At 41.7% G+C, this 23924-nt stretch carries 23 protein-coding genes, 1 pseudogene and 1 other annotated feature (1 of these 25 cut by a window edge); of the genes and pseudogenes, 20 read left to right on the top strand and 4 right to left on the bottom strand.

Going from position 1 to position 23924, the window contains the following annotated elements:
* Position 1 precedes the first annotated feature (1 nt).
* The 3 genes and pseudogenes from safA to AM592_RS09640 form a co-directional block, all read left to right on the top strand.
* Positions 2 to 158, top strand: a pseudogene (safA, locus tag AM592_RS25345) (SafA/ExsA family spore coat assembly protein); the annotation flags it as partial.
* Between the two features lie 1488 nt (positions 159 to 1646).
* Entirely contained in the window at positions 1647 to 2252 is a 606-nt protein-coding gene (locus AM592_RS09645) for a YhcN/YlaJ family sporulation lipoprotein (protein WP_053603606.1), read from the top strand.
* Positions 2253 to 2503: 251 nt separating this feature from the next.
* Positions 2504 to 3229: a YebC/PmpR family DNA-binding transcriptional regulator gene (locus tag AM592_RS09640; RefSeq protein ID WP_053603605.1), complete on the top strand. Its 726-nt coding sequence runs from the start codon at positions 2504 to 2506 to the stop codon at positions 3227 to 3229.
* Between the two features lie 337 nt (positions 3230 to 3566).
* On the opposite strand, the gene AM592_RS09635 is transcribed toward AM592_RS09640, so the two are convergent.
* The gene (locus AM592_RS09635; RefSeq protein ID WP_053603604.1) at positions 3567 to 4181 is read right to left on the bottom strand and encodes a serine/threonine protein kinase; all 615 of its coding nucleotides are present in this window, start codon (positions 4179 to 4181) and stop codon (positions 3567 to 3569) included.
* A 206-nt stretch (positions 4182 to 4387) separates the two neighbouring features.
* Between AM592_RS09635 and AM592_RS09630 the strand changes: the two genes are divergently transcribed.
* The 7 genes from AM592_RS09630 to yajC all read left to right on the top strand — a co-directional run bounded on the left by AM592_RS09630 (position 4388) and on the right by yajC (position 9341).
* Positions 4388 to 4909 carry an intercompartmental signaling factor BofC gene (locus tag AM592_RS09630; RefSeq protein ID WP_053603603.1) on the top strand — a complete coding sequence of 174 codons (522 nt, stop codon included), beginning with the start codon at positions 4388 to 4390 and terminating at the stop codon, positions 4907 to 4909.
* Positions 4910 to 5001: 92 nt separating this feature from the next.
* The gene (gene ruvA / locus AM592_RS09625) at positions 5002 to 5607 is read left to right on the top strand and encodes a Holliday junction branch migration protein RuvA (RefSeq protein WP_053603602.1); all 606 of its coding nucleotides are present in this window, start codon (positions 5002 to 5004) and stop codon (positions 5605 to 5607) included.
* A 9-nt stretch (positions 5608 to 5616) separates the two neighbouring features.
* A complete protein-coding gene (gene ruvB / locus AM592_RS09620; RefSeq protein ID WP_053603601.1) occupies positions 5617 to 6621 on the top strand; it encodes a Holliday junction branch migration DNA helicase RuvB in 1005 nt (334 codons plus the stop codon).
* Complete coding sequence (locus AM592_RS09615; protein WP_053603600.1) at positions 6614 to 6814, top strand: DUF2905 domain-containing protein; 201 nt, start codon at positions 6614 to 6616, stop codon at positions 6812 to 6814. Before ruvB ends, AM592_RS09615 begins: the two co-directional genes overlap by 8 nt.
* A gap of 16 nt (positions 6815 to 6830) precedes the next feature.
* A complete protein-coding gene (gene queA, locus AM592_RS09610; RefSeq protein ID WP_053603599.1) occupies positions 6831 to 7859 on the top strand; it encodes a tRNA preQ1(34) S-adenosylmethionine ribosyltransferase-isomerase QueA in 1029 nt (342 codons plus the stop codon).
* Positions 7860 to 7880: 21 nt separating this feature from the next.
* Positions 7881 to 9023, top strand: a complete 1143-nt coding sequence (gene tgt, locus AM592_RS09605) for a tRNA guanosine(34) transglycosylase Tgt (protein WP_376773341.1) — start codon at positions 7881 to 7883, stop codon at positions 9021 to 9023.
* Positions 9024 to 9086: 63 nt separating this feature from the next.
* Entirely contained in the window at positions 9087 to 9341 is a 255-nt protein-coding gene (gene yajC / locus AM592_RS09600) for a preprotein translocase subunit YajC (RefSeq protein ID WP_264080186.1), read from the top strand.
* A 106-nt stretch (positions 9342 to 9447) separates the two neighbouring features.
* Here the strand turns inward: yajC and AM592_RS09595 are convergent, their stop codons facing one another.
* Positions 9448 to 9834 (bottom strand): TIGR04086 family membrane protein, encoded by a 387-nt coding sequence (locus tag AM592_RS09595; protein WP_053603598.1) that lies wholly within the window; start codon positions 9832 to 9834, stop codon positions 9448 to 9450.
* Positions 9835 to 10005: 171 nt separating this feature from the next.
* On the opposite strand from AM592_RS09595, the gene AM592_RS09590 reads away from it, so the two are divergent.
* Positions 10006 to 10656, top strand: a complete 651-nt coding sequence (locus AM592_RS09590) for a DUF421 domain-containing protein (RefSeq protein ID WP_053603597.1) — start codon at positions 10006 to 10008, stop codon at positions 10654 to 10656.
* Positions 10657 to 10708: 52 nt separating this feature from the next.
* Here the strand turns inward: AM592_RS09590 and spoVB are convergent, their stop codons facing one another.
* Positions 10709 to 12262: a stage V sporulation protein B gene (gene spoVB, locus AM592_RS09585; protein ID WP_053603596.1), complete on the bottom strand. Its 1554-nt coding sequence runs from the start codon at positions 12260 to 12262 to the stop codon at positions 10709 to 10711.
* 113 nt (positions 12263 to 12375) lie between these two features.
* Between spoVB and AM592_RS09580 the strand changes: the two genes are divergently transcribed.
* The 8 genes from AM592_RS09580 (at position 12376) to dtd (ending at position 21927) form a co-directional block, all read left to right on the top strand.
* A complete protein-coding gene (locus tag AM592_RS09580) occupies positions 12376 to 12672 on the top strand; it encodes a post-transcriptional regulator (RefSeq protein WP_053606054.1) in 297 nt (98 codons plus the stop codon).
* 41 nt (positions 12673 to 12713) lie between these two features.
* Positions 12714 to 14948, top strand: coding sequence for a protein translocase subunit SecDF (secDF, locus tag AM592_RS09575; protein ID WP_053603595.1), 2235 nt, complete (start codon positions 12714 to 12716; stop codon positions 14946 to 14948).
* 273 nt (positions 14949 to 15221) lie between these two features.
* Positions 15222 to 15710: a cation:proton antiporter regulatory subunit gene (locus AM592_RS09570; RefSeq protein ID WP_053603594.1), complete on the top strand. Its 489-nt coding sequence runs from the start codon at positions 15222 to 15224 to the stop codon at positions 15708 to 15710.
* 112 nt (positions 15711 to 15822) lie between these two features.
* Positions 15823 to 16146 (top strand): LapA family protein, encoded by a 324-nt coding sequence (locus tag AM592_RS09565; protein ID WP_053603593.1) that lies wholly within the window; start codon positions 15823 to 15825, stop codon positions 16144 to 16146.
* A gap of 83 nt (positions 16147 to 16229) precedes the next feature.
* A complete protein-coding gene (gene recJ / locus AM592_RS09560) occupies positions 16230 to 18569 on the top strand; it encodes a single-stranded-DNA-specific exonuclease RecJ (protein WP_053603592.1) in 2340 nt (779 codons plus the stop codon).
* Between the two features lie 23 nt (positions 18570 to 18592).
* Complete coding sequence (locus AM592_RS09555; RefSeq protein ID WP_053603591.1) at positions 18593 to 19105, top strand: adenine phosphoribosyltransferase; 513 nt, start codon at positions 18593 to 18595, stop codon at positions 19103 to 19105.
* 146 nt (positions 19106 to 19251) lie between these two features.
* Positions 19252 to 21453: a RelA/SpoT family protein gene (locus tag AM592_RS09550; protein ID WP_053603590.1), complete on the top strand. Its 2202-nt coding sequence runs from the start codon at positions 19252 to 19254 to the stop codon at positions 21451 to 21453.
* 15 nt (positions 21454 to 21468) lie between these two features.
* Complete coding sequence (gene dtd, locus AM592_RS09545) at positions 21469 to 21927, top strand: D-aminoacyl-tRNA deacylase (protein WP_053603589.1); 459 nt, start codon at positions 21469 to 21471, stop codon at positions 21925 to 21927.
* Between the two features lie 11 nt (positions 21928 to 21938).
* Here dtd and AM592_RS09540 read toward each other — a convergent pair whose 3' ends face one another.
* Complete coding sequence (locus AM592_RS09540) at positions 21939 to 23516, bottom strand: N-acetylmuramoyl-L-alanine amidase family protein (RefSeq protein ID WP_053603588.1); 1578 nt, start codon at positions 23514 to 23516, stop codon at positions 21939 to 21941.
* A 127-nt stretch (positions 23517 to 23643) separates the two neighbouring features.
* On the opposite strand from AM592_RS09540, the gene AM592_RS24135 reads away from it, so the two are divergent.
* Positions 23644 to 23814, top strand: coding sequence for a YrzK family protein (locus AM592_RS24135; RefSeq protein WP_098945222.1), 171 nt, complete (start codon positions 23644 to 23646; stop codon positions 23812 to 23814).
* Positions 23815 to 23865: 51 nt separating this feature from the next.
* Positions 23866 to 23924 (top strand) — a binding site (T-box leader) (it continues 177 nt past the right edge of the window).

Below are 23924 nucleotides of genomic sequence, written 5' to 3'. Positions count from 1 at the left end.
TTTGAAAATTCATATTGTCCAAAAAGGCGATACGTTATGGAAAATAGCCAAAAAGTACGGAGCGGATTTTGAAGAAGTAAAAAAAATGAATACTCAACTCAGCAATCCTGATTTGATCATGCCTGGAATGAAAATTAAAGTGCCCTCAAGCGGAGTTCCCGTTAAAAAAGAAAAACCAAAAACGCCAAAAGAAAAGCCGGTCGCGGATCATCCTTATTCTAAAGAAAAACCAAAAACAACGGTTGATGTTGAGGATGTTGCCCCTGAAATAAAAGAAGAAAAACCGTTTGTACCGCCAGTGCCAAAAGTCCAACAGCAGCCGGTTTTTCCTGAGATTGATGTGAATAACCAATATTTCAACATTAACTTTCAACATCAAAAGCCTTATGAACCTGTTAAAAAGGAAACAAAATCAGAAGGTGAGGGTGCCAACTTGAGTAACGCAAATTATCCGAACACGCCCAATTTCCCTAATTTTCCTAATGTGGCAGGAACTGCTGAAAATAATATTTATTACGGATTGCCAAATGTGGCCGGTGCAGGTGAAAATCCCTTGTATCACGGACAACCAAACGTAGCAGGCGCATCAGAAAATCCGTATCACGGACAGCCAAACGTAGCAGGCGCATTTGAAAATCCGTATCACGGACAGCCAAACGTAGCAGGCGCATTTGAAAATCCGTATCACGGACAGCCAAACGTAGCAGGTGCATCAGAAAATCCGTATCACGGACAGCCAAACGTAGCAGGCGCATCAGAAAATCCATATCACGGACAGCCAAACGTAGCAGGTGCATCAGAAAATCCATATCACGGACAGCCGAACGTAGCAGGTGCATCAGAAAATCCATATCACGGACAGCCGAACGTAGCAGGTGCGTACCAGCCTCAACACTTTGTCCCAATAAGCCCGGTATTACCAGGCTCAGGATTGCCATGCCCATATCCTCACTATCCGGTATTTCCGTACGGCTTTGATCCAAATCAACCGCATCCCGGATTTGTGTCACCGGAATACGAGGATGATGAATACGATAATATCCCTCATGAAAACGTAGAAAACGCTGCTTATCCAAATGTGCCGCATGCACCTCAATTTACGGCACCAGCTTTTGCAGCCCCTTATCCGCCAGTCCCATGTTTTCCTTGCTATTACCCAGTTTCACCTGTATTGCCGGGAAGCGGATTCCATCCACAGGTGATGGGAGCACAAGCAAATATGCCGGCAGGAGAAAATATGCCTAATGAGCCTTTTGTTGGCGGAGTAGAAGACGATGATTGCGGATGTGGTCCTAAACATCCACCATTTGGATATCCGGGCGTGCAGCCTCATTTTGGCTGGCCGGCAGGACCTCAAAATGCTCCATACGGAGTCTCACCAGCGAACTATCCGAATCAGCCGGGAGTTTCACCGGAACAGTATCAGCCTCAGTCCAATGAAATGTTTAACCGTCCGGAAGAAGATGACAGCTAAAAGCAAAGGGCGATAAATGTCGCCTTTTTTTGTTGACCGTTTGGTTTGCCCCATAATCTATAGCACAAAAGTATATTTCCCGGTATATGACAAGGGTAAAGATACCGGCTTCGGGAAACCTAATTTTTGAGCAGTTTGCTCAAACAATTTATTGTTTCCGGAGGGATCTCATTTGGAGCATAAATTTTTCAAGCTGACAGGCCTCGTTTTTTCCCTAACGACGTTAAGCGCATGCGGAGCCCAAGACAATGGCTTAAACAACGCGTACGACAATGGTACACAGCGGGTGGGGTATTATTCAAATGACGCCAATAACAATCGCGACGGTATGGATAATCAGGGTCCATTTGCAGAATTGATAGATGGAATGACAAATGGCGGTGCGAGGAATGTTGATGAACGAACCGGAAATATTAGAGAACAGCCGATCGGCGTGAATGATAATCGTGGGGAATACAGCAGAGGAGACATGAATTATCATAATCATATAATGAATACAGGCTACGGTGGCGAAAAAAAAGAAAATAAAGAACTATCCGGTAAAATAACGGATGAGCTCAACCGGAAGAACAATATTGACAACGCAGCAGTCTTGGTAACTGATGCAACGATTTTTGTGTCTGTCCGTACCGATGAAGCATTAACACAAGCAAGAAAAAACCAAATCGAGCAAATCGTTAGCAAATATGCTGATAATCGAACCGTTCAAATCAACAATGACCCTGGTACCTTTACAAGAATGCGAAACATCAATGGCGACAACGCCAGCTCGCGATAAAACATGAAAACTGCCTTTAATAGGCAGTTTTCATAACGTTTACACCGGTTATTAAAAGTTTAATCAAAACAAAAAGATTTGGTCCCAGTCCAATCTCTACCTTTCCTTCAAATGATTATCTTCTCTCTAGTTATCCAATTAAGATACCCGAGGAAATAATGATGAACCACTTACCTTTATCAAAATTGACGATGAAATTCATTACATATGTTATCATTGTACAGCAATTAGATTAAAGGAGTTGAGTACTTATGGCTGGGCATTCCAAGTGGAAGAATATTCAGAAGCGAAAAAATGCTCAAGATAGCAAGCGTGGGAAAATCTTTATGAAGCTTGCCAAGGAAATTTATGTTGCGGCAAAAACAGCCGGTACAGATCCGGAGTCCAATGCAAGCCTTCGCTTAGTGATAGATAAAGCAAAACAGTCTAATATGCCGAATGACAATATAGAAAGAGCGATCAAAAAAGCCGATGGAAGTAAGGACAATAACAGCTATGAAGAAATAACCTACGAGGGTTATGGCCCGTCAGGTGTAGCAGTTATGGTAAAGTGCTTAACTGACAATAAAAATCGAACAGCAACCAATGTCCGAACGGCATTTAATAAGAATGGCGGCAGTCTTGGCGAAAGCGGCTGTGTCGCTTACATGTTTGAACGGAAAGGATATTTGGCGATTGAACGAAAAGGGCTTAATGTTGACGAGGATGAATTGATGCTTGAAGTGATTGAAGCAGGAGCCGAAGAGCTGGAAACGAGTGACGAATCCTTTGAAATATATACCGAGGCGGAGCAATTTGAGCAAGTAAAACACACACTGGAAAAAAACGAGTATTCTCTTGACTCAGCAGAAATCACAATGATCCCGCAAACCTACACTGAAGTCGATGAAGCAGATTCAGAAAAAGTGGAAAAACTGATCGATGTTCTTGAAGACGACGATGATGTTCAAGAAGTGTATCACAATATGGAAAATTAAGCTTGGGACAAAACAGCATGTAAAAAAGCAGTGAAGTTTCAGTTGGGAAATTCACTGCTTTTTTATCCCGTATTAACGGCAAGTAAGACCCCCACCTTAAGGTTTTTAAGTGTAAACGAGCAATTCTAGGTGGGGAATAACTGCCCGTTCAACTAACAATCAGTGGGGGACGAATGTACGAAGGCTAAAAGCTCAGGCGTCCTGTGCGGGCGTCTTCACTAGCAGTCGAAACCCTCACTGATTGAAGTTTCACTTTATTTAACGGATGCTAAAAAAGAAATAATCCAAACGGTTAACCTCTGTCTATTCATTCGTAATCCTTTTTTTCTTCTTCCTATTAAACTGAATCCATTTTTTTTTTATAGAGGTAAGCAATGATTTCAAGCCAGATTCTTGATATTTTTTTGGGGAATAGCGGGTGTTTATACAAACTGTAATAGGCCTTCTTTAAGTCCTCCCATTGTGTATCTGATTTGGTTTGCGTAAATCTTGCAACATCAATTACTTTTATTTCCTTGTCTTTCGTTACAATTAAATTTCGCAAGTGAATGTCAGAAGGGTTCAATCCTGTTTTTCTTGCTTCTTGAAGAGCTGCGTCTACTTCATTGATCATTTCATCGCTAATCGGCACCCCTTTTAAGAGGCATTCAAAAAAAGTATGCCCTTCAATATAATCAATCACCAGGTAGGAAGGACCTGATTCATACAGCTTTGGATAATACTTCGATCCGGAAAGCAATTGATATATGCTTGCTTCCCTTTTGGCAATTTCCTCATATTCAGGAAAAAATACTTTCAAAGCTTTTACTTCAGATGCTTCATTATATTTAAAAACATAAGCGCTTCTGCCCTTGCCCGCCAATACGAGTTCAGGGGGCATTGAAACGAGCTTGTTTTTTCGTTTTTTAGTGTTGTATTCAACCAAGGAAGAAAGTTTTTTTGCGGCCGTCAAACATTTCACCTACTTTACTTGTCTCACTGCCTAGTATATGTGGGAACGAAGCCATGATGTCTATGAAAACACATACAATCTACAGTTTTTGTGACTTAAAGTGTATCAGAATCTCACCTGTGATGCACAAAATAAAGCTCTGAGGAGGATTATTCTATCCTTTTGTAGGTCAAACTACAAGTAAGTTAAGAATAAAAGAGGTGTAGATGGTGAAAACGATCGTAATAAGATGCGCTGCAGCAATATTTTGCTTAGCCATTTTTGGATTTTTTTCTGAAGCTGGACTTGCAACAACCGGCAACACTCAAATTTTAAACAGAACAAAGCCTTTAACGATAACTGTACAAGTGGAGAATGTATATTTGGATGGGGACGTCAACATAGAAAAGTACAAAGAAACCATTTGGGCAATGGAAGATTTTTGGGCGGAATATGAAGGATATTCATTGGCAGAACAGCGGGAAGGTTTCGTTATTTTTCGTAAACAGATCGATGATATTTCCCCTTTAAGCAAACTGAATGGCTATATTGGCTTGACTGGTGACGGGATTATATCAACGTTTCACGGACGTCCAGATTCTGTAAAAATACCGATTCAGCTGTTTTTTCAAGTGGACACTGGAAGACTGGAAAGCCATATCGAGAATAAGCTGAAAATGGGAATCCCATTTCGTTCGAAAAAAGAATTTCTGCAGGTCATGAATCAGTATAAGCTTTACGCAAGCTAGGTTCAATGGAACTACGAACATATGTTAACTTTTCATTCATTTAGACTGGTTTTATGGTACAATGGAGAACAGTCAAAGAGGTGAATGAACGAGTGATTGAATTTGTCAGAGGTACAATTGATTTTGTATCGCCGCAGTATGTTGTGATTGATAACGGCGGAATCGGGTATCAAATCTATACACCCAATCCGTTTATTTATAAGAAGGAAATGCAGGTCACGATTTATACGTACCACCATGTCCGTGAGGATGTATTTGCCCTGTACGGCTTTCAAATGAGGGAAGAGAAAATTCTTTTTACCAAGCTTTTGAATGTCACAGGAATTGGACCAAAAGGAGCATTAGCAATCCTGGCAAGCGGGGATCCGGACGCGGTTGTTTCAGCAATTGAAAATGAAGATGAAGCATTTTTAGTCAAGTTTCCCGGAGTCGGAAAAAAAACAGCCAGACAAATCATTCTTGATTTAAAAGGGAAGCTGTCAGACGTTGCTCCTGCTATATCAACTGATTTGTTTACCCATGAGGAGCACGAGAAGCAAGCTCAGAGTGAAGCTTCCATAGATGAAGCTTTGGAGGCGCTGAGGGTACTCGGATATGCAGATCGAGAGATTCATAAAGTTCTCCCTCATTTAAAGGAAGAAGCCGCATTGAGCACCGATCAGTACGTTAAAATAGCGCTAAAAAAACTATTGAAATAGGGTGATATCATGGATGAACGTCTAGTATCAAGTGAAGCAGACAGCCATGAATCCGTTTTTGAACAAAGCTTAAGACCCCGTAATCTTAATCAATACATAGGTCAGGAAAAAGTAAAAGACAACCTCCGTATTTTTATTGATGCAGCAAAGATGCGTGAAGAAGCGCTCGATCACGTCCTTCTCTACGGTCCGCCCGGATTGGGAAAGACGACGCTAGCTGCGATTGTCGCCAATGAAATGGGCGTCGAAATTCGGACAACTTCAGGACCTGCAATCGAAAGGCCGGGAGATTTAGCAGCGATTCTAACAGCTCTTGAGCCTGGGGATGTTCTGTTTATTGATGAAATTCACCGCCTCCATCGTTCAATCGAAGAGGTGCTGTATCCCGCAATGGAAGATTTTTGTCTCGATATTGTCATAGGAAAGGGCCCGTCTGCCAGATCTGTAAGATTGGATCTTCCCCCGTTCACTCTTGTCGGTGCAACGACGAGGGTGGGGTTATTAACAGCTCCTTTGCGAGACAGATTTGGTGTTTTATCGCGGCTTGAGTATTATAATCAGGGAGATCTTTCCGATATAGTCATGAGAACTTCTGATTTGTTTGAAATTACGATTGAGAAATCAGCAGCTTTTGAAATTGCCAGAAGATCAAGAGGAACCCCGCGAATCGCAAATCGTTTGCTTAAAAGAGTGCGGGATTTTGCCCAGGTGCTGGGAAACAGCTGCATTAGCGAAGAAATTGCCAAAGATGCCTTAGAACGGCTTCAGGTAGACAGGCTCGGACTAGATGATGTAGACCATAAGCTTCTATTAGCGATGATTGAAAAATTTAGAGGCGGACCGGTTGGCATTGATACCATTTCTGCAACAATCGGTGAAGAATCGCATACGATTGAAGATGTATACGAGCCATATTTGCTGCAGATAGGGTTTATTCAGCGAACTCCCCGGGGACGGGTGATTACTCCGCTTGTGTATGAGCATTTTCAAATGGAGGTCCCTAAGTATGACTGAATTTCCTAAGATTTTAATGATTCTTGGTGCAGTTCTTTTGGCTATCGGTTTTTTTATGCAATTCATTGGCAAGCTTCCCGGAGATATTTTGGTGAAACGGGGGAATTTCACCTTCTTTTTTCCAGTTGTCACCTGTATAGTGATTAGTATTCTCTTAACGATTATCTTTTCGATTTTCGGCAGATTTAAATAAAGAATAAGGTGGACGTATGAAAGTAAATTTATTTGATTTTGACCTTCCGGAGCATTTAATCGCACAAGTGCCCCTGCAAGAAAGGGACGCTTCACGATTGATGGTCCTTGATAAAAAAACAGGAGAAATCACTCACTCTGCATTTAAAGAAATCACAAGCTTCTTTAAGCCGGGGGATTGTCTCGTATTAAATAACACAAGGGTGCTTCCAGCAAGACTGCATGGGCATAAGCCGGAAACAGGCGGAAATGTTGAAGTTCTTCTATTAAAACAGGAAGAAAATGATACGTGGGAAACGCTGGCTAAGCCGGCAAGGCGGGTGAAAATAGGAACGAAATTATCCTTCGGTGACGGAAGATTGACGGCTGAATGTATCGGTGAAAAGGATCACGGCGGAAGGATTTTGCGATTCAGCTATCAAGGGATTTTTTATGAGGTGCTGGAATCACTTGGGGAAATGCCGCTTCCGCCATACATTAAAGAGCAGCTTGGCGATAAGGAACGGTATCAGACCGTTTATTCAAAGGAAGCTGGTTCCGCAGCCGCACCGACTGCAGGCCTGCATTTTACTGAAGAAATTTTAACAGATCTGGAAGAAAAGGGAGTTTACGTTGCGTATATTACGCTTCACGTCGGTTTAGGAACGTTTAGGCCTGTCAATGCAGATGACATTGAAGCGCACGAAATGCACGCAGAATTTTACGAAATGAATACAGAAACCGCAGAACTCTTAAATCGCGTGAAAAAAGAGGGGGGGCGGATCGTTGCAGTAGGGACGACCTCTACACGGACAATGGAAACGATCGCCCAAAACTATGATGGCCGATTTGAGGCATCCAGTGGGTGGACATCTATTTTCATTTATCCCGGTTATACTTTTCAGGCAATCGATGCTATGATTACAAATTTCCATTTGCCAAAATCTTCATTGATCATGTTGGTAAGTGCATTAGCAACTAGAGAAAACATCTTGCATGCGTACGAAGAAGCAGTTCGAAATGAATATCGTTTCTTTAGCTTTGGAGATGCAATGCTGATTAAATAAGATAGAAGGAGGCACGCCAAATTGACGCTGCCCATACGTTATGAATTGATAAAAACATGCAAACAAACCGGTGCCAGGCTCGGAAAGGTCCATACTCCCCATGGATCATTTGATACGCCTGCATTTATGCCGGTTGGAACGCTTGCCACTGTAAAAACCATGGCTCCTGAAGATTTGAAAGAAATGGGAGCAGGCATCATTTTAAGCAACACGTACCATTTATGGTTACGTCCAGGCCATGACATCGTAAAAGAAGCAGGCGGCCTTCACAAGTTTATGAACTGGGACAGGGCGATTCTTACGGATTCAGGCGGATTTCAGGTTTTTTCTCTGAGCGAATTCCGGAAAATCGAAGAAGAAGGTGTCCATTTTAGAAATCATTTAAACGGAGACAAGCTCTTTTTATCACCTGAGAAAGCAATGGACATTCAAAATGCGCTTGGTTCCGATATAATGATGGCATTTGATGAATGCCCTCCGTATCCTGCTGAGCACAAATATATGAAAAGATCGGTAGAACGAACGAGCCGTTGGGCAGAAAGGTGCCTCGCTGCTCATCAAAGGCCTGATGAGCAAGGATTATTTGGGATTGTTCAAGGCGGAGAGTATGAAGATCTCAGAAAGCAAAGTGCTAGTGATTTAATTTCTTTAGACTTTCCTGGATATGCCATAGGCGGGCTCTCTGTTGGCGAACCGAAGGATGTCATGAACAGGGTGCTTGATTTTACTGTTCCGCTTCTTCCAGATCATAAGCCGCGCTACCTCATGGGAGTAGGATCTCCTGATTCCCTGATTGACGGTGCGATCCGCGGCGTAGACATGTTTGATTGTGTACTGCCGACACGGATTGCCAGAAATGGAACCTTAATGACGAGCAAAGGGCGTTTGGTCGTGAAAAACGCCAAGTATGAACGGGATTTTCGCCCGATTGACGAAGAATGCGGCTGCTATACTTGCAGAAATTATTCTAGAGCATATGTCCGCCATTTGCTTCGCTGCAACGAAACGTTTGGAATACGATTAACTTCTTATCATAATCTGCATTTTCTGTTAGAATTAATGGGGCAGGTTCGAGAAGCCATACGCCAAGATCGCTTACAGGATTTCCGAGGAGAATTTTTCGAAAGCTACGGCTTTAATCTTCCGAATGCCAAAAGCTTCTAACAATAGAGGTAGAAGATGAGCGAAAATAGAGATTAGAAAGGGGTGAAATTCGTGGACGGAAATATCTTAACAACAATACTACCGATAGTCCTTATGTTTGCTGTTCTTTATTTTCTTTTAATTCGTCCTCAGCAAAAACAGCAGAAGGCTGTACGACAAATGCAGGAGGAATTGAAAAAAGGAGATAAAGTAGTAACTATTGGAGGTTTGCACGGCGTCGTTGATTCACTTGATGAGAGCAAGGTTGTCATTAAAGTGAATGAAAATACACGCCTTACATTTGACCGACGCGCTATCAAGGAAGCTCCTGCTGAATAACCGCGGGAGTTTCGGATACATAGCTATAGCTAAAAAGGAGAGCATGCGTGCTCTCCTTTTTTAATGCGAATAAGCTGCCCTGCAAGTAATAGCTTGGTTACTATAATTATTTGGATCGGCTGCCAAATAAATTGACTCCGAAAATCCCTCCGAGCATACAAGTCAAAAGAAATCCGGCATGGTAATAGCCTTGCTCTAACGAAATTCCTTTTCCAAACCCTAAATATTGAAAAAGCAAAAGAATTAACGTATAGGAAATAGCAGTGATTGCCCCTATGAGCCATCCTCGTTCCTTTGCTTTCCCTGCTGAAACAATGCCCCCGATAAATATAGTAATAAAAGAAAGAGCGGTGACGATCCAATTCATGGACGGCTCTCTCAAAGACGTAAAGGTTAGCAACAAAGATAGAATGAGGCTTGAAATCAACATGAGCGCAAAAATGGTGATGAGGCCGTAAACAATCCCTCTTCCCACCTGCTTAGTTTCTGTCATTTTTTTCACTCCTTAACCCGTACTTGTCAGGCGTTGATATAAATGTTGTCCTTCTTTCCATATGTATTCTTTGTCCACCTTAAATAGAAGAAGTTTTCATGGACTTCACATAAAAATTCAAGAAAATGAGTAATCTAAGGGGACGAGCATGACGGGGAGGACTAGACAAGTATGCATGAGATTTTGTTGGTAGCCTTTCGGACGGTATTGCTATATATTGTCATATTGATTGTTTTTCGTTTGATGGGCAAAAGAGAAATAGGTGAATTAAGCATATTAGATTTAGTCGTATTTATAATGATCGCAGAAATTGCTGTATTAGGAATTGAGGATCTAAAAGCTAATATACTACAAACCATTGTACCTATTGTCCTTTTAATGGCAATACAGATTTCACTTGCTTATTTATCTCTGAAAAGCCAAAAGCTACGGCAAGTATTGGATGGCAAGCCAACGATCATCATTGATCGAGGTGAAATCGACGAGCATGCGATGAGAAAGCAGCGGTATAATTTTGATGATTTAATGATTCAATTAAGGGAAAATGAAGTCGAAAAGGTATCAGACGTTTCCTATGCCATATTGGAACCGTCAGGAAAGCTAACGGTTTTAAAAAAAGGGAAAGACGGAGAAAACAATATAATAGAAGTGCCTCTAGTGATCGATGGCATTATTCAAACGAATCACTTACAGCAAATTGGCAAAGATGAAGGGTGGTTGAGAGATAAATTAATGGAAAAAGGGTATACAACTCCTTCGCAGATTTCTTTTTGCAGCTATCAAGGCGGGGAGTTATACATTGACGAAAAAGATGGAAGATAGGTTATATGAAAGGCAATGGAATCAGAACCCCACTGCTTTAGCTGTGGGAGTATCAGGATACCCATCTTCCAATCATAGGGATGCGTTTTAGCTCTTCTTTTTTTACGAGTTGAAACAGCAGCAAGAAAACAAAGTAAATGAACGTTGTCAGGATGATCCAAAGCAATAAGTTTTCTGTGGGAGACGAAAACGGGTGCAATCGTTCCATCATCAACTTGGCTGACACTCCCGTAAGAGCAATCGTGAAAAAACATAGTACATATTCTTTCACATTTATGCTGATTGGAAGTACTTTAAATACGGTTGCAATATGCAAAAATGTAACAAGAGTCATGCCGATTACAATGGCAAGTGCGGCGCCCATAATTCCCAGTGACGGCCGGGCAGCGAGGACAAATATGAGTCCGGTTTTGACGAAAGCTCCTATAAGGCTGTTGATCATTGCGGCTCCTGCCAGGTTGAGAGCTTGCAAGACAGCCTGAAGAGGACCTTGAAAATAGTATAGGAGAAAAAAAGGTGCCATTACTTTGACATATATGGCGGCGCGATCCGATCCGTACATAATTGTAAGCAAGGGTTCAGCAAAGCAAAACAGAATAATAACGGACAATCCCCCGCTTAATAAGCATAGCCGGAATGCTTGGCTCAGACGGTAATCAACCACTTGAAGTTTTTTTTGTGCCATACCTTCACTGATTGCCGGAACTAAAGCTGTTGAAAGAGAATACGTAATAAAGCTAGGAAGCGCGAGCAGGGGCAAAGCATAACCCGCAAGCTCACCGTACTGTGCGGTGGCGCTTGCAGTGGCAACTCCTGCGAGGGCGAGGCTTTGTGCTACGACAATCGGCTCAAAAAACCACGATAAGTTCCCGATAAATCTGCTCCCTGTTGTCGGAACAGCGATAGACATCAACGGCTTTAAAGAACCTCTTGCTTCTATTACTGTTTTGAAAAATTTTTTTCGTACCCGGATTGTTTGATTCCACTTAAAAGCAATCAGCAAATAGCCAAGTGATACGAACTCTCCTAAAACAGCCGATATCATCGCTCCTGCGGCGGCGTATTCAATGCCATACGGGAGAAACGCTGCCGTACAAACCGCAACGAGCGATATTCTCACGATTTGTTCAAGGACTTGGGAGATGGCAAGTGGGCTCATATTCTGTTTCCCTTGAAAATAGCCTCTGAGAACAGCGGAAATCGCAATAATCGGGACAACAGGGGTGACAGCGAGCAGTGGATAAAGTGTCCTTCGGTCTGTGAATAAGGTTTCAGCCATAAGGGGGGCAAAAAACAAAAGCAAAGGTGTGAATATAAGACTTAATATTCCAGTCACACTTAGTGAAATTACCAATATATTTCGTGTTTTTTTATGATCGCCTTTTGCTTCTGATTCAGCTACCATTTTGCTAATGGCGACAGGAAGTCCGAATTGCGTAATGGTGGCTGCCAAAAATAACGTCGGGGCAGCCATCATAAACAACCCAACACCCTCCTCACCAATAAACCTGGCCATTACGAGCCGATTTAAAAATCCGAGAACTCTCGTAATCAAACCAGCTGCAATCAGTATAATTGTCCCTTTTAAAAATGTTTGCCTTACCATTAATTTCATCCCCCTGCCTTCTCAAACGACAATTAATCATATACAATAGGATATGCGCTATTAGTGTCCAAGCATGACAAGTCTCTTTTAGAAAAGGAAGGAGAGTGGAAGCGATAGATAAGCATCCGGCTGAACTCTATAAAGATCATCTCAGGCCTTTTCTGTACAGCAAGCTTGAAGAATTTAAAATTCTGGGCTACGATGATGTAGAACTGGGAAGTCTATGGTCATACTTAATTGAGAAAAAGTGGAGAAAAATGCAGGAACCACAAATTCATGCTCTCGCCGACTCCATTTTGTCAGTAAAAATCGGCGAATATATGAACTATGCGACAGTAGAATCTTTTAAAACGTCAAATTGGTTTGAGAGTGAAGAAGGTTCACAAGTATTAGAGGATCTTTTAAAGTAGGCGTATAGTTCCCTTAAAAGGCACTAAGGAGGAAATACATAATGAAAAAAGGGCGCTTACTTGCGTTTTTTCTGGCAGTACTAGTAATTGGAAGCTGTGTTGGATACTTCACCAAGCCTGCTTCAGATAACATTACACTGGGATTAGATTTACAAGGCGGATTTGAAGTGCTGTATGATGTACAGCCGGCGAATGAAGGATCAAAAATTAACCATGAGGCTTTAGTCAGTACAGTTGAAGCGCTAAACAGGCGGGCAAATGCATTAGGTGTCAGTGAGCCAAATATTCAAATTGAAGGAAACAACCGAATCCGTGTTCAGCTGGCGGGTGTTGATAATCAAAACAGGGCGCGTGAAATTTTATCCACCCAGGCGCAGCTTTCTTTTCGAGATACGAAGAACAAATCGCTGTTAGACGGATCAGATCTTGTTGAAAACGGGGCAAAGCAGACATTTCAGCCGAACACAAACGAACCGATTGTAAGTATTAAGCTGAAAGATGCTTCTAAATTTGCTGAAGTTACAAAAAATGTCCTTGATATGAAGCCGAATAATCAACTCGTCATTTGGCTGGATTACAAAGAAGGCGACTCATTTGAAGAGGAAGCAAAAAAAGCAGAGCCTAAATTTATTTCTTCCCCTAATGTCAATCAAGTTCTTAATACGACAGACGTGACAATTGAAGGAAACTTTACGATTCAAGAAGCGAAGGACCTTGCAAATGTATTAAATGCCGGGGCGCTTCCTGTGAAATTAAACGAAGTATATTCAACCTCGGTTGGAGCTCAATTTGGCGAACAGGCCCTTAATGAAACAGTATTTGCAGGGATCGTCGGGATTGCCGCTATTTTTATCTTTATGCTGTTCTATTATCGGCTGCCAGGCATTATTGCGATCATAACGTTAATTACTTATATTTATATCACTTTACAGGTTTTCGATTGGATGAATGCTGTTTTGACCTTGCCGGGAATTGCGGCACTTATTCTCGGAGTCGGGATGGCAGTCGATGCCAATATCATCACCTATGAACGGATAAAAGAAGAGCTGAAGCTTGGTAAATCGGTGCGTTCGGCATTCAGATCGGGGAACAGGCGATCATTTGCAACGATTTTTGATGCGAATATCACCACAATTATTGCCGGAATGGTTCTGTTTATATTTGGTACAAGCTCTGTCAAAGGCTTTGCGACCATGCTGATCTTATCCATTCTGACAAGCTTTATCACAGCTGTATTTCTGTCCAGGTTTCTCTTATCTTTATTAGTAGAAAGCAGATGGCTTGATCGCAAGAAGGGCTGGTTTGGCGTAAGGAAAAAAGACATCTTGGATATACGCCAGACAAATGAACAGACAGAACCGAAAACTCCGTTTGAAAAATGGGACTTCATCAGCAAGCGAAAGTGGTTTTTCACCTTGTCGGTCCTTTTGTTTGCCGCAGGAATCGTCATTCTCTCAGTATTCCGATTGAATTTGGGAATCGATTTTTCCAGCGGAGCGAGAATAGAAGTCCAGGGAAAACAACCATTAACTGTTGAACAGCTGGAGGAAGATTTTACGAACGTAGATATGGATCCGGAATCGATCGTGTTGTCCGGAGATCGGAAAGAGACAGGTGTCGCCCGTTTTGTCGGCGTTCCGGATCAACAAAAAATAGCTGAGATTAAAGATTATTTCAGCGATAAATACGGGGTCGATCCGAGTATTAGCACAGTTTCTCCTACTGTCGGGAACGAGCTGGCGAGAAACGCATTGTATGCGGTCGGCATTGCTGCATTGGGAATTATCTTGTACGTCTCATTTCGATTTGAATATAAAATGGGAATAGCGACTATTGTCGCGATGCTTCACGATGTATTTATCATGATTGCACTGTTTAGCTTCACCCGGCTGGAAGTAGATATCAACTTTATCGCAGCAATATTGACTGTGGTCGGATATTCGATAAATGATACGATCGTTACTTTTGACCGTATCCGGGAGCATATGAGAAAGCGGAAGCCGAAAACATTTGATGAATTAGCGTATATTGTTAATCTTAGTATTCAACAAACATTTACACGGTCAATTAATACCGTGTTGACAGTCATTATTGTTGTAATTGCGATGATTATTTTCGGTTCCGCATCAATCTTGAATTTCTCACTTGCGTTACTGATCGGGCTCTTAACCGGGGTATATTCTTCCCTGTATATTGCTGCACAGCTATGGCTCGTTTGGAAAGGTAAAGAATTGAAAAATGTAAATAGTAAAGAGCCGAAAGCAGAAGAAGTGTAAAAGAATGTATGAAAGACTGCCTCAAGATATTCGGGCAGTCTTTCTATAAACTCTTAATGAAAGCGCAAACATACGTATATTTTGACAACTAGGTGTACATAAAGTGTATCAAAAGAGAGTGAGTGACGTATGATTTTACTAGGATAAAAAATTTCACGGTTATAATTGAACTGGAATAGTTCATTTGCTATAATGTCTACGTTTGATCACTGTAATATAACTGTAAGAAAGTATGTAACTATAGATCCTTGTTGGGTCAGGAGGTATTTAGCAATGAAAGTCAGAGAATCTGAACTTCCGGGAATTGGCCAAAAAATTGAAATAGAAACAAGAAGCGATGATAAAATTGCTATCGTAATTCATGATGATGGCAGAAGAGAAATCTATCATTTCAATGATGAAGATCGCGAAGAATGCACGTCTACTGTAACGTTTAATGATACCGAAGCTAGACAAATATCGGCGATTCTTGGCGGTCTTGTATATAAGCCTAAAGCACTGGAACAAGTCGAAGTTGCGATTGATGAGCTGATTATTGAATGGTTTAAAGTAGAGAAGCAGTCGGATGCTGTTCATAAAACAATCGGAGATCTAGATGTCAGACAGAACTATGGAGTGACAATTATCGCTATCGTCAAAAAAGACCAGAAAAAAATTCTGAGTCCAGGTCCTGAAACAGTCATTAACGAAGGAGATACTCTTGTCATCTCCGGAGAACGAAAAGAATTGAAAAAGCTGATTCGTGAAAAACTGACCAATTAATAATCGAACCCCCTTCTGGCTCTATAGAAGGGGTTTCTTTTTTCAAAAAAGTTTAAAATGGAGTTGTATGAGGGAATATAGCCGGTATACAGGTTCAAAGGAGGGTATACATATGAACAGACAATGGGCAATTATTTTAGCTTTGATTTTCACTTTACTAGTTGCTATTTTTGCAGTCATAAATGTGGAGCCAGTTCAGGTGGATTATCTGTTTGGAACATCGGAATGGCCGCTGATACTTGTGATTTTGGTATCGGTGCTAATGGGTGCTGTCATTATGGCTGCAGTAGGAATTATACAAATTGCCAAACTAAAGAAGGAAATAAAAGTACTTTCTGCGAAATTGAAACAAACACAAACCTCAAGTGTCCTAACAGAGGATGAGGAAAACAAGAAAAGCGAAAGAAGCAATAGGATCACACATCCATCGAGATAAGCTGTTCTCTTTAATGAGAGACAAAATAAAATTGAAACCTCTTAGGCGAGTCTAGTATAATAGTTTGTCTGAGGGGTGAATTTATGTTAGCGGCAAAAAATCGTTGGGAGGCAAAAAAACCTGACGAACAAATCGTTCAATCACTTATAGCTCAATTGGATGTTTCATCACTGGTTGCGGCTCTGCTTGTCAATCGAGGTATAGAGACAGAAGATGAAGCAAGGGCATTCCTATATGAAACGAACTCTTATCATGATCCTTTCCTATTAAAAGGGATGGATACATCCGTTGAACGAATAAAAAAGGCAATTGACCAGAAAGAGAAAATATGTGTTTATGGAGATTATGACGCAGACGGCGTAACAAGCACGACTGTCATTTTACATACATTAAAAGAGCTTGGTGCGGAAGCGGACTTCTATATACCAGATCGATTTAAAGAAGGCTATGGACCGAATGAAGAAGCATTTCGGGCGATCCATGCTCTTGGCTGTAATCTTATCATTACTGTTGATACAGGGATCGCGGGAGTTCATGAAGCAGAAGTAGCTAAAGAGCTGGGAATGGATTTGATAATTACTGATCATCACGAGCCCGGACCTGAGCTTCCAAATGCCTTTTCGATTATTCATCCGAATCAGCCCGGCTGTACCTATCCGTTTAAGGATCTCGCCGGGGTAGGAGTGGCCTTCAAATTGGCACACGCCTTACTAGGCAGAGTTCCCGAACATTTGACAGAGCTTGCGGCTATTGGGACGATCGCCGATCTCGTACCATTGCATGGGGAGAACCGACAGCTTGCCAAACAGGGCTTGTCACATATCAAACATTCATCAACTCCGGGGATTCGAGCGCTAATCCGTGTAGCGGGTACGGAACAATCGGAAGTTGATGAAGAAACGATCGGCTTTCAGATTGCCCCGAGACTAAATGCGGTGGGCAGAATGGAACAAGCTGATCCTGCAGTACATTTGCTTCTGAGTGATAATCAGGAAGAAGCAGTTGAGCTTGCAACTCAAATTAACCAGTTAAACAAGGAAAGGCAAAAGCTGGTAGCGCAGATGACGGATGAAGCCGTTTCCATGGTTGAGCAGCATTGGCGTGATGATCATGTGATCGTTGTCGCTTCTGAAAACTGGAATCCTGGTATTGCCGGTATTGTAGCGTCGAAACTGACCGAACGTTACTACAGGCCTTCAATCGTACTGGCGATTGATGAGGAAAAAGGAACAGCAAAAGGCTCTGCCAGAAGCATTCGTGCCTTTCACTTATTTAACAACCTATCCCAATGCCGTGATATTCTTCCTCATTTCGGAGGCCATCCGATGGCAGCCGGGATGACACTCGATCAAAATGACATTTCGGAATTGCGAGACCGTTTAAATACTCAGGCAAAAGATCAGCTGAATGAGGAAGACTTTATTCCTGTCCAAGAGGTTGACCTGATTTGCAGAATTGAAGAATTAAGCATTTCCAATATTGAGGATATTGGGAAGCTGGCTCCATTCGGAATGAAAAACCCAAAACCTTTGGTTGTAGTTGAAGATGCTAATGTGGATCAGCTGCGAAAAATCGGGTCGAATAAAAATCACTTGAAAATGGCCATTAAAGAACACGGAATTTCCCTGGATTGTATCGGTTTTTTTATGGGCGGGCTTGAAGAAAACATCGTGATTGGTTCCAAGATTTCCGTTATGGGGGAAATTTCTATAAATGAATGGAATAACAGCAAAAAACCCCAGCTCATGCTTAAGGATGCAGCAGTAAAGGAATGGCAGTTATTTGATCTTAGAGGAAAAAAGTCGTGGTCTGAGCTTCTGAAAACGATAGAGAAGGAAAAGAGAAGGATCATTTGCTTCAATGAAGAGACGCAGATGAAATTTAAAGGAACTGAGCTTGAAGAAGATACTATTCTGATCAGAGAAAAAGAGGATGCTTCTTTATTGGGGGGACAAGCATTTCATATTGCCCTCATCGATATGCCGCCTTCCTTGGAATTATTCGAATCAGTAATTGCCACGATGAAAATTGAAAGGCTGTATGCTATTTTTCATCAATCAAACGATCTTTTCTTTACTACCTTTCCTACTAGGGAGCATTTCAAATATTATTACGCATTATTATTGAAACGATCGACATTTGATTTGACCAAACACGGACCGGAGCTGGCCAAGCATAAAGGCTGGACTTCTGAATCAGTAGAATTTATGTCACAGGTGTTTTTTGACTTAGGATTTGTTACAATTAAGAACGGACTTATTACAATTGTTAATGGTGTGAAAAAAAGAGATTTAACTGATTCTGCCACTTATCAAACGAGAAAAAATGAAATAGAATTGGATCAGCTCTTGAATTATTCAACGACTGAGGAATTAAAGAGCTGGATGGATGAGCGGATGAAGGTATCGTCTGCAGCCCATTAACCGTTCTCTAGGAGGATATGAACGTGGATTTAAAGAAATATGTTACAATTGTAGAGGATTACCCGAAAGAAGGAATACGATTTAAAGATATAACGACACTAATGGACAAAGGCGATGTCTACCGCTATGCTACAGATCAAATCGTTGAATATGCAAAAGAAAAGCAAATTGATCTTGTCGTCGGTCCTGAGGCAAGAGGTTTTATTATCGGCTGTCCCGTTGCCTACGCTTTAGGTGTGGGGTTTGCCCCCGTCCGAAAAGAGGGCAAGCTTCCCCGTGAAGTGATAAAGGTTGACTACGGTTTGGAGTACGGAAAGGATGTCCTTACCATTCATAAAGACGCGATTAAACCGGGGCAAAGAGTCTTAATTACTGACGATCTATTAGCAACAGGCGGCACGATTGAAGCGACAGTGAAGCTAGTTGAACAATTGGGCGGAATCGTTGCCGGTATCGCATTTCTTATTGAACTAACCTATCTTAACGGAAGAGATAAACTGGAAAATCAAGAAATTCTTACGTTAATGAAGTATTAAATTTGTAAAAACGCACTCTGAAAAAGAGTGCTTTTTTATAACTTAAGATAGAAAATAGGTGGATCTGACTAGTCTGCTCTTTACAGATGAACATTTTTTCATGATAATAGGTACAATAAAGTTTTCATTACAAAAAAGGTGATTGCATGGCGAACGAACAAGTATTAACTGCAGAACAAGTGATCGAAAAGGCTGAAAGCTACCTTTCCGATGAGCATATAGCTTTTGTAAAAAAAGCATACTTATTTGCGGAGGAATCCCATAAGGAGCAATATCGGAAATCGGGAGAACCGTATATCATTCATCCGATCCAAGTGGCCGGCATACTCATTGACCTGGAAATGGATCCTTCAACCATTGCGGGCGGCTTTTTGCACGATGTAGTGGAGGATACGAATGTAACACTTGAAGATATTAAAGAAGCATTTAATGAAGAGGTTGCCATGCTGGTTGACGGTGTTACTAAGCTTGGTAAGATTAAATATAAATCACAAGAAGAGCAGCAAGCCGAAAATCATAGAAAAATGTTTATCGCTATGGCACAGGATATCCGTGTGATTTTAATTAAACTTGCAGACAGACTTCATAACATGAGAACGTTAAAGCACCTACCTCAAGAAAAGCAAAGACGGATATCGAATGAAACATTAGAAATATTTGCACCGCTTGCCCACAGGCTTGGAATCAACAAAATTAAATGGGAGCTTGAGGATACGGCTCTGCGCTATTTGAATCCGCAGCAATATTACCGAATCGTAAATCTCATGAAGAAAAAGCGGGCAGAACGTGTACAGTATGTCGATGCAGTCGTCGATGAAGTGAAAAGCCGGGTGCAGGAAGTGAATATTAAAGCCGATTTTTCCGGAAGGCCGAAGCACATTTACAGCATTTATCGAAAAATGGTCCTGCAAAACAAGCAATTTAATGAAATATATGATTTGCTTGCAGTACGCATTCTGGTCAACAGCATTAAGGACTGCTATGCCGTGCTTGGCATTATTCATACATGCTGGAAGCCTATGCCTGGAAGATTTAAAGACTATATTGCAATGCCTAAGCCGAATATGTACCAATCTCTCCATACAACGGTTATCGGCCCTAAAGGAGATCCGTTAGAGGTACAGATTCGGACTTTTGAAATGCATGAAATTGCTGAATATGGGATCGCCGCTCACTGGGCATACAAAGAAGGCAAAGAAGTTACAGAGCAGGCGTCATTTGATAAAAAAATGTCATGGTTCCGGGAAATATTGGAATTCCAAAACGATTCTACGGATGCGGAAGAATTTATGGAATCGTTAAAAATCGACTTGTTCTCAGATATGGTTTTTGTTTTCACACCAAAAGGGGACGTTATAGAATTACCTTCGGGCTCTGTGCCGATTGATTTTTCTTATCGAATTCACTCGGAAATCGGCAATAAGACGATCGGAGCGAAAGTGAACGGGAAAATGGTAACACTTGACCATAAGCTGCGAACGGGAGATATTGTCGAAATTCTCACATCGAAGCATTCGTATGGTCCAAGCCAGGATTGGATTAAGCTAGCCCAAACATCTCAGGCGAAAAATAAAATCCGGCAATTTTTCAAGAAGCAGCGACGTGAAGAAAATGTTGAAAAAGGCCGGGAGCTCGTAGAGAAAGAAATAAAAAACCTTGAGTTTGACGTAAAAGAAGTCATGACGCCGGAAAATTTGAAAAAAGTAGCTGACAAGTTCAATTTTTCAAATGATGAAGATATGTATGCGGCGGTCGGATATAATGGCATCACCGCTCTTCAAGTAGCAAACCGTTTGACTGAAAAAGAGAGAAAGCAGAGAGACCAGGAAGAACAGGAGAAAATCGTTCAGGAAGTATCCACAGCTCCAAAGCCGCTGCAAGGCAGAAAGCGGGATTCTGGAGTCCGGGTGAAAGGGATCGACAACCTTCTTGTCCGGCTGTCTAAATGCTGCAATCCGGTGCCGGGAGACAGTATCGTTGGTTTTATTACAAAAGGGCGCGGAGTTTCTGTCCACCGTGACGATTGCCCCAATGTACTCACTTCAGACGCGCAGGAGCGTTTGATACCAGTGGAATGGGAGCACGAAGCAGAAAGGGTGCAAAGAAAAGAATACAATGTTGAAATTGAGATTTTAGGTTATGACCGCCGCGGGTTGTTAAATGAAGTTCTGCAAGCCGTTAACGAAGCGAAAACAAACATTTCTTCTGTTTCGGGAAAATCGGACCGAAACAAAGTGGCGACCATAAATATGTCAATTTTTATTCAAAACATCAATCATTTGCATAAAGTTGTCGAACGTATCAAACAAATTCGCGACATTTATTCCGTACGCCGGGTGATGAACTAGGAAGGTTGGTAAAAAATGAAGCTTGTAGTTCAAAGAGTTACTGAGGCGAGAGTCCAGGTCAATGGTGAAACAGTTGGCGAAATTGGCAAGGGACTGATGGTACTCGTCGGAATTACTCATGAGGATTCAGCAAAAGATGTGGAATATTTAGCAGAAAAGCTGGTCCACCTGCGAATATTTGAAGATGATTCCGAGAGAATGAATCTGTCATTGGCAGATATAGGCGGTGCCGTTTTATCCGTATCACAGTTTACACTCTATGGAGATACGAGAAAAGGGCGAAGACCGAACTTTATGGATGCTGCCAAGCCGGACACCGCGAAAAAAATCTATGATTTGTGGCTTGAGACAGTGAAAGGCAAAGGAATAGTCGTAAAAGATGGAAAGTTTGGAGAAATGATGGATGTCAGCCTCGTAAATTCTGGTCCAGTGACATTCATTATCGATTCAAAGGATGAAAAAAAGCTGCGCTAGGCAGCTTTTTTTTATTCAAAATAATCTTCCAACCCGTTCGCAATGCCATCGGTCACCTTTTCCTGGTAGCTCCTGCTGGAAATGACCACTTCTTCCTGAGGATTGCTTAAATACCCAAGCTCCAGAAGAATAGAAGGCTGTTGATTTTCTCTTATCACATAAAAATCACCAAATAAGACTCCGCGATTATCAAGTGAAGACCGATTCGCAATTTCTGCCTGAACATCTGATGCCAATTGCTTGTCCTTGGTTTCACTGTAATAGTAAGCAGTTGATCCGTGGATGGATCTATCCTCGTGGGCGTCATAGTGAACGCTGACGAAGGCATCCGCATTTCGATAATGTGATACGGATACCCGAGATTGAAGGCTCACAAAGGAATCGCTATGTCTAGTTAAATAGACATTCGCTCCGTATGATTGCAGTTTTCGATACAAAAGCTGTGTTGTATTCCACGTCAGCTTCTTTTCTAGAGAGCCTGTATAGCCGATTGTCCCGCTGTCACGTCCGCCATGTCCGGGATCTAGAACAATCGTTTTATTTTTTATCGAGCCTGTGCCATTCGATTGTTTCGGAGCTTGCGGCAAGTCTGCTTCTTCGGCAGGATCATTGGAAACTTGAACGACCCAGCTGGCAAGATATCCTTTATCACCGTTTTCCAGTGTAACCTCATACCAATCATTTGAGCTGGACGTTATCGAAAAAGATTCACCTTTCGCGGCTCTTTGGATGATACTTGAAGAGGTGGAAGGAGTGGTTCTGATATTTGTCCCGTCATAGACTATGATTGCGTATTCCCCGCTTGTATTATTCGAAGTACCGTTGTCTGGATTCTCAGAAGAGCTGCTGTTTTTAGCAGGTTGTCTTCCTGATTGATCTTTCACGATATAATGGCTCGCGACCCAGCCGCTCATGCCGTTGAAATTGATTTCATACCACCCGTATTTTTCGTCGGTGATTGAAACGTTCGTGTTCCGGTTTAGCGTGGCAACAACCTCGGAATTGGCCTCAGGGTTTTTTCTGACATTTAACGATGAAACACCTACCGAGCCGGAAGCTGCCGATTGATCAGCCTGTTTCTTAAGCTTTTGCGGCTGAGCTTCTTTAGAAGGTGCTTCCGTTACAAATTGTGTTGACACCCATCCTGTTACATTTTCATAAGAAATTTTTACCCAGTCTCCGTTTCTTTCAAGTGCCTTCGCTTTCTGGCCATTAGGAAATGCTCCCAAAATCTCATGGGAGGTGCTTGGACCTGATCGAATTCTCAAGTTGGTGGCGTTTGACGTTACTTCATTATTATTGACCGATTGCTCCGCTTGATTTTTATCAACCAGCCAGGAAGCAACCCAGCCCTTGACGGTGGGGGAAAATTGAATTTCCACCCAGTCATCCTTCTCGCTTACAATCGGATAGGTTTGATCCCTCGTTGCAGTACCGACAATAGGGTAACTAAGCCCCGGGCCGCCTCTGACGTTCATCTCATCTGTGAGAATCCTCGCCTGACCCTCGGCTGATGCAGCCATATCGACTGGAATGACCGCAGTAATTAAAAGAAAAATAATACTGATTGCTGTTAATTTTTTTTGCATAATGCCTCCTTAAAAAAAACCTGTAACAAGATTTCTTTCTTTATATCGTAAATTCCTTTCTAATTTTGAAATAAAAAAGAATTAATTTGTTTATACTAGATCCAAATAGGTCATTAAGGGTGTTTTTATGAGATATAATGGCAAAATGGGAAGAGCAATCCACCATAAGGAAGGAAGCATGCAGTTTAGAGATCAAGGAGAAAATGAATTCTCGGTTCACCTTGAATTTGAACACGCCGAATACGGGATGTCAGCCAAGGAAGCACAAGTCTATAAAAAGAAGCAAAACAGGGGTTGACAGCAAGCGTTCAGCCCTTTATATTATAGGAACTAGATAGCATTTATTTATAATGAACTGATGATAGAGACAAGTAGATAAGAAGGCATGAAAAGAGAGGATTTGCCATT

Origin of the sequence: Bacillus gobiensis (assembly GCF_001278705.1) — a bacterium.
GTDB classification, from domain to species: Bacteria; Bacillota; Bacilli; order Bacillales; family Bacillaceae; genus Bacillus; species Bacillus gobiensis.
The sequence above is the reverse complement of the archived record's forward strand: the minus strand, read 5'-3'. Positions and strand labels throughout refer to the sequence as shown.

Coding starts and splice junctions, on each gene's coding strand:
- AM592_RS09640 (WP_053603605.1), top strand. CDS start 2,504: ATGGCTGGGCATTCCAAGTGGAAGAATATTCAGAAGCGAAAAAATGCT.
- AM592_RS09630 (WP_053603603.1), top strand. CDS start 4,388: ATGGTGAAAACGATCGTAATAAGATGCGCTGCAGCAATATTTTGCTTA.
- ruvB (WP_053603601.1), top strand. CDS start 5,617: ATGGATGAACGTCTAGTATCAAGTGAAGCAGACAGCCATGAATCCGTT.
- AM592_RS09615 (WP_053603600.1), top strand. CDS start 6,614: ATGACTGAATTTCCTAAGATTTTAATGATTCTTGGTGCAGTTCTTTTG.
- queA (WP_053603599.1), top strand. CDS start 6,831: ATGAAAGTAAATTTATTTGATTTTGACCTTCCGGAGCATTTAATCGCA.
- AM592_RS09595 (WP_053603598.1), bottom strand. CDS start 9,834: ATGACAGAAACTAAGCAGGTGGGAAGAGGGATTGTTTACGGCCTCATC.
- AM592_RS09590 (WP_053603597.1), top strand. CDS start 10,006: ATGCATGAGATTTTGTTGGTAGCCTTTCGGACGGTATTGCTATATATT.
- spoVB (WP_053603596.1), bottom strand. CDS start 12,262: ATGGTAAGGCAAACATTTTTAAAAGGGACAATTATACTGATTGCAGCT.
- secDF (WP_053603595.1), top strand. CDS start 12,714: ATGAAAAAAGGGCGCTTACTTGCGTTTTTTCTGGCAGTACTAGTAATT.
- AM592_RS09570 (WP_053603594.1), top strand. CDS start 15,222: ATGAAAGTCAGAGAATCTGAACTTCCGGGAATTGGCCAAAAAATTGAA.
- AM592_RS09565 (WP_053603593.1), top strand. CDS start 15,823: ATGAACAGACAATGGGCAATTATTTTAGCTTTGATTTTCACTTTACTA.
- recJ (WP_053603592.1), top strand. CDS start 16,230: ATGTTAGCGGCAAAAAATCGTTGGGAGGCAAAAAAACCTGACGAACAA.
- AM592_RS09550 (WP_053603590.1), top strand. CDS start 19,252: ATGGCGAACGAACAAGTATTAACTGCAGAACAAGTGATCGAAAAGGCT.
- dtd (WP_053603589.1), top strand. CDS start 21,469: ATGAAGCTTGTAGTTCAAAGAGTTACTGAGGCGAGAGTCCAGGTCAAT.
- AM592_RS09540 (WP_053603588.1), bottom strand. CDS start 23,516: ATGCAAAAAAAATTAACAGCAATCAGTATTATTTTTCTTTTAATTACT.
- AM592_RS24135 (WP_098945222.1), top strand. CDS start 23,644: ATGAGATATAATGGCAAAATGGGAAGAGCAATCCACCATAAGGAAGGA.